Raw genomic sequence first — 7662 nt, 5'->3', positions numbered from 1 at the left:
GTGTTGCCCGCATGCGGGCAACACCGGCACCGATGCCACGCGGGCAGATTACCGATCGCCTCCCGTCACATCCGGATCCCGCTTCACCAACTGTCCTTTGTCGGACTGGAGTTGGCCTATTCGTACCCGTCAGTCGCAGGGGGTTGCGTAGTCCGCCCGGTTGATCAGGTAGGAGCCGGAGCCGGCGGAGTTCTTCATGAGAGCGGTCACCTTGGAGCAGTAGACGTAGTCCCCGGTGATCCGGACGGGACCGGCGTACTGGGAGAAGGTGCCCTCGTCCACGCTGCAAGTCGGGTTGACCTGGTTCTCGCAGAGTTGGAGCTTCATGAACTTGGCCGAGGCCGTGTTGTTGTCGAAAATCGCGCAGGCGGCCGTGTTGTCGCTGTTGTTGTACAGGAAGAGAGTTCCCAGTCGATTGCTCGCGTCCGGCAGGCGTTGGGCCATCCACAGCGAATATCCAGAGCCGCACAGGTTGGCCGTGTACTGGGCGGCCTTCGGCTCGGCTGCGGCAACCGCGCGGGTCTCCTTGCTTGCCTTGGGCGAGATCGCCACGCCCGTCACGGCGCCGAGCCCGTCGGCCGCCGAGGCTTGCGGCGCGGTGATCCCAAGCGTGGCTATAGCGGCCACAGCGGCAAGCCCGCGAATCGCTGCGGTCTTACTGATGATGGACATACGTCCCCCCTTGAAAGCTCTACTGCTCGTGCAATGGGCACGCATGGCCACCCGCCCGTTCAGCCGGATGGAAGGGTCTCGCCGTCGTCGGAAACACCGCGCAACGCCTGACACCCCGTGCAGAGATGGAAGCGCGACACTGCCAATGATCGTCGCGGCTTGCCCCCGATGCCCCCGTTACGTACCCACGGCCCAGGTCGGATGACCTAAGGCGGACTAGACCATAGGCCGGAAGACGGTGTGGGGCACATGATTAACGGACAAGTGACCGAAAACCTGATCCTTCAACTCAAGGGCGGTCGAACGTGGTTGTGTCGTTGACCTGTCCATTATCCAGGGTTTGGGCCATGTGGAGGCGATTCCTCCTCTTTGTGGGGCTGGCTCATTCTAGTTCCGTAAAGTCGACCATTACAGCCTGTGAGTGCGGCAAGGATCCCGCGGTGATTGCGGCCTTGAGGCGATCGAGCCGGTAGCTGAGCCGCGCCGCTGCCGCAGAAAATGTCTCGGAACACGGATTCGCGTTGTGGTCCGCTGGTCGCCACACGAAGGGCGAGCCGGAGGCAGAGAACTACCGCGTGCGCATGGGGCGGAGATCACAGCGGATACCGGGGATCCGCGAGATGCCGAGTACGGTGCGGCGTCCGCTCACGCAAAAGGCCCAGACGCCGGTCCAGGACCGATCAGAGCGCCTTTGCCGGACGAAACCGCACGTCAGCGCTTCCGCACCCCGACCGCCACACACGCAACCGGCTCCCGCGTGACCCACGACGAGATCGACCGCCTCGTCCGCGCCATCAGCGACCTCACCGCCGTCATCCACCATGTCCCCCCTGAGGACAAAGCCGAGATCTACACGCCGACTCGATCCGGCGGCGGGGCGACTTGACGGACGGATCCCAGATCAGGGGCTCTGAACTGTAGTTTTTTCGGTCTGAGCGAGCCGGCCCGCTGCAACATATGTGCCGCCTTGCACTTGGTCCTCGCTGCCGACGTCGCGAGCAACGCAAAGCACCAAAGCCTCCACACTGTCAAGTCCCCTTCGCTCGCACGGAGTAACGCGTCTATCCACCTCGCCATCCGTCCATGACAGTGAAGTCATCTCACCAACCACCCACTGCCGGAGGTGACCATGACGTCGGACATCTGCTGCCTTCCACTGCCTGGTGACACGGTGTCATGGGCATCCGACCGGCTCCCTGAGCTAGACCAGTGGGTGCAGGAACAGACCCCGGTATCTACCGAGGCGCCTCCATCGCCGGGGCTGCGGTTCGCCTTCTACGGCCGCGTCTCCACCGAGGACCACCAGGACCCCGCCACCTCCCGCGGCTGGCAACTCCTACGCGCCCAAGCCCTCACCTCCGGCTACGGCCGCATCACGACCGAGTACTTCGATATCGGTCGCAGTCGCAGTACCCCCTGGCCGCGCCGGCCCGAGGCAGCTGCCCTCCTGGCCGCGCTCGCCGACCCCGCCCGCGACTTCGACGCCATTGTCATCGGTTCCAGTGAACGTGCCTTCCACGGCAACCAGTTCACCGTCCTGGCACCGCTCTTCGACCACTACAACATCCCCGTGTGGATCCCCGAGCTGGGCGGTGCCGCCGATCCACAGACCGCCGGCCACGAGGAACTCATGGTCCTGCTCGGCATCCTGGCCAAGCGCGAGGTCGCCCGCGCCCGCATGCGCGCACTCACCTCGATGACCGTCCAAGCCCGCGACCAAGGCCGCTACCTCGGAGGCCGCCCACCCTACGGATACCGGCTCGCCGACGCCGGCCCACACCCCAACCGCGGCCTGGCCCGACGCGGCGTACGCACTCACCGCCTCGTCCCAGACCCCACCACCGGCCCCATCGTCACCTGGATCTTCACCCAACGCCTCGCCAGCCACAGCATGGCCCGCATCGCACGCGCCTTGAACGACGCGCACATCCCTTGCCCCTCGGCCGTCGACCCCGAACGCAACCCCCACCGCAGCAGGACAACGTGGAACGCCACCGTCGTGCGAGCGATCCTGGCCAACCCCCGCTACACCGGCCGTCAGGTCTGGAACCGGCAATGCACCGACCACGTCCTCCTCGACCCGACCAACACCACGCTCGGTACCCGTGACGTCAGGCGCTGGAACACCCCCGAGAACTGGAGCATCTCCACCGCCCCGGCCCACCGGGCACTGGTCAGCGAGGCGGACTTCGTCGCCGTCCAGAACATCCGCACCCCACGGGAAACCGCCACCGGACGCAAATACCTTCTCGCCGGCCTCCTGCACTGCGCCCTCTGCCAGCGCAAGATGGACTCCTGCTGGTCCCACCAACGCCCTGCCTACCGCTGCCGCCACGGCCACACCACCGCCACCGTCTCCAGCAGCGACCGGCCCCGCAACGCCTACGTACGCGAAGACCGCATCCTGCCCCACCTGCCCGCCCTCGCGATCAGACTCGGCCTGGCCCCACACCAGCCAGCCCCCGACGCCACCAGCACCGCGCCGCCCGACATCGTCACCCGCCTCCGGACAGCCAAGATCACACTGACCTACCACCCGAAAGGAATGACCCTCACCGCCAGCACCCCCACCGCAGAAAGGATCTTCATCGGCTAGCGCCCCCGACCTCACCCAATGAACGAACGGAGGACAGACACGGCAAACGCCCGCTCCCGGCCGGAAGCCAAGAACGGGCGCCAATGATCGCTGCCCGGAAACCGAGCAGCGCGTGCCAACAGTGTGTCCGAGGGGGGACTTGAACCCCCACGCCCGATAAAGGGCACTAGCACCTCAAGCTAGCGCGTCTGCCATTCCGCCACCCGGACCAGGTGTCTGTCGTTTCGGCTCCGGGCCGTTCCGACGAGGGAAACAATAGCAAACGTTCGGGGGTGGTCGATCACCCGCGGGTTCGGGCGGCCGCGAGGCTGTGACCAGGGCATGTCGGGAGTATTGCGGCCTTGGGCGGAGCCGGTGCGGGGTGGAGGATGGCGGTGGACCCCCGCCGCGGCGGGCGCCTCCGGGTGCCCTGCGGCCGTGAACCAAGAGGAGGCAGTGTGAGCGAGCTCCGCGAGCGAACCATGGAGAAGCGAACCATGGAAAGGTGCGAGCCCCGCGAATGCGGGTCCGAGCGAAACGAGGTTCCGGCATGAGCGAGGCGCAGCCGTCCCGTACGGTCACCGGCGAGGACGAGGTGGTCGACCTGTGCCGGGATCTGATCAGGTTCGACACCAGCAACTACGGCGACCACTCCGGACCGGGGGAGCGCGCCGCCGCCGAGTACGTCGCGGAGAAGCTCGCCGAGGTCGGTCTGGAGCCGCGGATCTTCGAGTCCCACAAAGGGCGCGCCTCGACCGTCGCGCGTATCGAGGGCGAGGACCGCTCGCGTCCCGCCCTGCTGATCCACGGGCACACCGACGTCGTACCGGCCAACGCGGAGGACTGGACCCACCACCCCTTCTCCGGGGAGATCGCCGACGGCTGTGTCTGGGGCCGCGGCGCGGTCGACATGAAGGACATGGACGCGATGACGCTGGCGGTCGTGCGCGACCGGCTGCGTACGGGGCGCAAGCCGCCGCGGGACATCGTGCTGGCGTTCCTGGCGGACGAGGAGGCGGGAGGCACGTACGGCGCGCGGTATCTCGTCGACCACCACCCCGACCTCTTCGAGGGTGTGACGGAGGCGATCAGCGAGGTCGGCGGATTCTCCCTCACCGTCAACGAGAACCTCCGGCTGTATCTGGTGGAGACGGCCCAGAAGGGCATGCACTGGATGAAGCTGACCGTGGCCGGGTCGGCCGGGCACGGCTCGATGATCCACCGGGACAACGCCATCACCGAACTGTCCGAGGCCGTCGGGCGGTTGGGGCGGCACGAGTTCCCGGTGCGGGTGACCAAGACGCTGCGGGCCTTCCTCGACGAGCTCGGGGACGCGCTGGGCACCGAACTCGACCCGGAGAACATGGACGAGACGCTGGCCAAGCTCGGCGGTATCGCCAAGCTGATCGGCGCCTCGATGCGGAACACCGCCAACCCGACGCAGCTGGGCGCCGGTTACAAGGTCAACGTGATCCCGGGACAGGCCACCGCGCATGTCGACGGGCGCTTCCTGCCGGGCTACGAGGAGGAGTTCCTGGCCGACCTGGACCGGATTCTGGGGCCGCGGGTCCAGCGCGAGGACGTGCACGCGGACAAGGCGCTGGAGACCACCTTCGACGGTGCGCTGGTGGACGCGATGCAGTCGGCGCTGCAGGCCGAGGACCCGATCGCGCGCGCGGTGCCGTACATGCTCTCCGCGGGCACGGACGCCAAGTCCTTCGACGACCTCGGGATCCGCGGGTTCGGGTTCGCGCCGCTGAAGCTGCCGCCGGAGCTGGACTTCGCGGGGATGTTCCACGGTGTCGACGAGCGCGTGCCGGTGGACGGGCTGAAGTTCGGTGTGCGGGTGCTGGACCGGTTCATCGAGCAGAGCTGAGACGTTCGTTGGCCGGCGTCCACGAAAACCGAGGCTCGCACAAGCTGAACTCGGCGCGAAATTCCTGCCGTTCGCGCCGACTTCGCTGAAACGGGTGAATGCCGCGATGTGTTGGTAGCTTCAACGGCCTGGACCTCGTTGGAGGGATTGCGGTCCGCGGCTGGGATCGCATTGTCTACAAGGAGGAACCATGATCAAGAAGATCGTCGCTGCTGCGACCGTCGCCGGTGGTCTCGTCATCGCCGGCGCCGGCTTGGCGGTTGCCGACTCGGGTGCCCAGGGCGCGGCTGTGGAGTCGCCCGGCGTCCTGTCCGGCAACGTGGCCCAGGCACCGGTGCACGCTCCGGTGAACGTCTGCGGCAACACGATCTCCGTGATTGGCCTGCTGAACCCGACCTTCGGCAACGCCTGCGTCAACAAGTGACGCCATCGGCGGTGTTTCAGGCCCGATAAGGGCCTGGCTCAGCTGGCTCCGGATTGCTTGCGAGCATTCCGGGGCCTCTGGGTATTTCGGTGCGCGGGTGAGCTTCTCCACGGTCGTCACGTACCGGGACCGTCATCCGCGCGCATTCCCGTAGGGCACAAGGCAGGAGAACAATCAATGAGACAGGTTGCGAGAAAGGGCCTGATCACCATGGCCGCCGCGGGCGGAGTGCTCGCCATGGCCACGGGGTACGCGCAAGCGGACTCCGGGGCAGCGGGGGTCGCGGCGAACTCGCCCGGTGTCGGATCCGGCAACGTGGTCCAGGCGCCGGTGGACGCACCGGTCAACGTCTGCGGCAACAGCGTCAATGTGGTGGGAGCGCTCAACCCGGCATTCGGCAACGGCTGCGCCAACGGGTCCGGCGGGCACCACGGCCACGGTCATGGCCACGGCACCGGCAAGCACCGCCGCCCGACCGGCGGGCAGGGAGCCAACGCCCAAGGCGGGGCCTCGAATTCGCCCGGTGTCGCGTCCGGCAACGTGGTCCAGGCGCCGGTGAACGCACCGGTCAACGTCTGCGGCAACAGCGTCGACGTGGTCGGCGTGGCGAACCCGACCGTCGGCAACGACTGCGGCAACGCCTCGCCGGCGGGACCCGGCACCCCGCACCGGCCCGGCCATCCGCCGGCTCCGGAGCCGGGCACGCCGCACAGCCCCGGCCACCCGGGGCAGCCGCACCATCCCGGCGCCCCGCACCAGCCGCGCTCGGCCGCCCCGCAGGGCCCGGCCGCGGCGCACTCCCCGCACGCTCCGGGGGTGCGGTCGCAGAGCGCGGCCGCACCGCACGCCCGGGGGGTGACGCCGATCGCGCGCGGCGAGCAGCTCGCGCAGACCGGTGCCGGGGTGCTCGGCTACGCGGTTCCGGCCAGTGCCGGGCTGCTGCTCGGAGGCGCGGTGCTCTACCGCCGGGCGCGTACCGTCCGTAGCTGATCAGCGGCGCCCCGTACGCGGGCACGACGGAGCGGGCCCCGTCCTTCGGGGCCCGCTCTGCTGTCCGTACGCCGCTTCGGCGGCACTCACCACGTGGCGCGGAGCTGGCGGATGATCCTGCGGCGCAGCCGCACCCGGCGGCTGCCGTCGGGATTGAGGCGCAGGCGGTCCAACTCCCAGTGTCCGTACTCGGCATGGTCGGTCAGGAGGCGTGTGGTGGCCTTGCGGGTGACCCCCCGAGGCACATACACATCGCAGAATTCGTATTCCGGCATCGCATCTATTGTGCGGGACCGGCCCCGGTACGGATAGCGTCTGCACTATGTCTGATGCTGCGCAGCCTTCCGCTGCCGAGGTACGTGCCGCCGCTGAGGCGGTCAAAGCCGCGCTGGACCGTCACCTCGACGCGGTCGAACGCCGCTCGGGGCAGGACGATCCCGCCGTCTACGCCGCGTTCGACGAGCTCGCCGCGGCGGCTGAGGTCTATGACGAGCTGCTTTACGACACCTACGACGAGGTCACCCCCTTCGAGATCCCCGGGAGCGACACCCTGCCCGCCTATGCGGGGCCCGAGGAGCCGAGTGCGCTGAGCGTGCTCATCCGGCGCGACTACACGGTCGCCAAGCCGCAGCGTCTGCTGCATCAGGCACAGCGGATCGCCGATCTCGATCCGGATGCCGCGGATGACGCGACGGGCCACTCGCCTGATGCCGCCGCGGTGGTCGGGAGCAGTGTGCACGCGGCGCTCGGGGTGCTCTTCGGCGAGTTCGAACCGGACGAGATCGCCTCCCGGCACAAGGAGTTCGGCCTGGAGGAGGGCGACTCCACCCTGTGGGTGGCGGCCGTCGACGAGCCGGCCGAGCCGGGCGAGTGGCTCGCCGCGCCGTTCGACCAGGCGGATCCGCAGCGGGTGGTGTGCCGCTTCGACATCAGCTCGGTCTTCGACGAGGAGCTGGGCGTCGACGACGAGGACGATCTGCTGGAGCCGGTCGACAAGGAGCGGTGACCGGGAGCGCTGATCTGGAGCGGTGACCGGGAGCGGTGACGGGGCCGCGGCGGCAGGCAGCGACCTGCCGCCCCGGCCCCGCACCCGTCCGCCCGGGGCGGCGGGGCTCAGCCCGCCGC

8 protein-coding genes and 1 tRNA gene are annotated in these 7662 nt (G+C 68.5%); 6 read left to right on the top strand and 3 right to left on the bottom strand.

The annotated features are described in order from the left end of the window. Window positions 1–129 precede the first annotated feature (129 nt). The gene (locus ACO1BR_RS13930) at window positions 130–672 is read right to left on the bottom strand and encodes a hypothetical protein (RefSeq protein ID WP_426795372.1); all 543 of its coding nucleotides are present in this window, start codon (window positions 670–672) and stop codon (window positions 130–132) included. A gap of 757 nt (window positions 673–1429) precedes the next feature. Between ACO1BR_RS13930 and ACO1BR_RS13925 the strand changes: the two genes are divergently transcribed. Together ACO1BR_RS13925 and ACO1BR_RS13920 are read left to right on the top strand one after the other, a co-directional pair. Then, window positions 1430–1558: a hypothetical protein gene (locus tag ACO1BR_RS13925; protein WP_426795371.1), complete on the top strand. Its 129-nt coding sequence runs from the start codon at window positions 1430–1432 to the stop codon at window positions 1556–1558. Window positions 1559–1885: 327 nt separating this feature from the next. Next, a complete protein-coding gene (locus tag ACO1BR_RS13920; RefSeq protein WP_426795370.1) occupies window positions 1886–3268 on the top strand; it encodes a recombinase family protein in 1383 nt (460 codons plus the stop codon). A gap of 124 nt (window positions 3269–3392) precedes the next feature. Here ACO1BR_RS13920 and ACO1BR_RS13915 read toward each other — a convergent pair. Continuing rightward, window positions 3393–3477, bottom strand: a tRNA-Leu gene (locus ACO1BR_RS13915). A gap of 320 nt (window positions 3478–3797) precedes the next feature. Here ACO1BR_RS13915 and ACO1BR_RS13910 point away from each other — a divergent pair. The 3 genes from ACO1BR_RS13910 to ACO1BR_RS13900 all read left to right on the top strand — a co-directional run bounded on the left by ACO1BR_RS13910 (window position 3798) and on the right by ACO1BR_RS13900 (window position 6537). Further along, entirely contained in the window at window positions 3798–5123 is a 1326-nt protein-coding gene (locus ACO1BR_RS13910) for a M20/M25/M40 family metallo-hydrolase (RefSeq protein ID WP_426795369.1), read from the top strand. A gap of 190 nt (window positions 5124–5313) precedes the next feature. Next, the gene (locus ACO1BR_RS13905) at window positions 5314–5547 is read left to right on the top strand and encodes a chaplin (protein WP_426795368.1); all 234 of its coding nucleotides are present in this window, start codon (window positions 5314–5316) and stop codon (window positions 5545–5547) included. A gap of 177 nt (window positions 5548–5724) precedes the next feature. Next, entirely contained in the window at window positions 5725–6537 is an 813-nt protein-coding gene (locus ACO1BR_RS13900) for a chaplin family protein (protein ID WP_426795367.1), read from the top strand. Between the two features lie 86 nt (window positions 6538–6623). On the opposite strand, the gene ACO1BR_RS13895 is transcribed toward ACO1BR_RS13900, so the two are convergent. Next, window positions 6624–6812, bottom strand: a complete 189-nt coding sequence (locus ACO1BR_RS13895) for a DUF5703 family protein (RefSeq protein ID WP_426795366.1) — start codon at window positions 6810–6812, stop codon at window positions 6624–6626. A gap of 47 nt (window positions 6813–6859) precedes the next feature. Here ACO1BR_RS13895 and ACO1BR_RS13890 point away from each other — a divergent pair, with 47 nt between their 5' ends. Further along, window positions 6860–7543 carry a hypothetical protein gene (locus tag ACO1BR_RS13890; protein WP_159504655.1) on the top strand — a complete coding sequence of 228 codons (684 nt, stop codon included), beginning with the start codon at window positions 6860–6862 and terminating at the stop codon, window positions 7541–7543. Window positions 7544–7662 lie beyond the last annotated feature (119 nt).

Origin of the sequence: Streptomyces sp. YGL11-2 (assembly GCF_050054615.1) — a bacterium.
In the GTDB taxonomy this organism is placed as follows: Bacteria; Actinomycetota; Actinomycetes; order Streptomycetales; family Streptomycetaceae; genus Streptomyces.
This window is presented reverse-complemented; position numbering and strand designations above follow the sequence as displayed.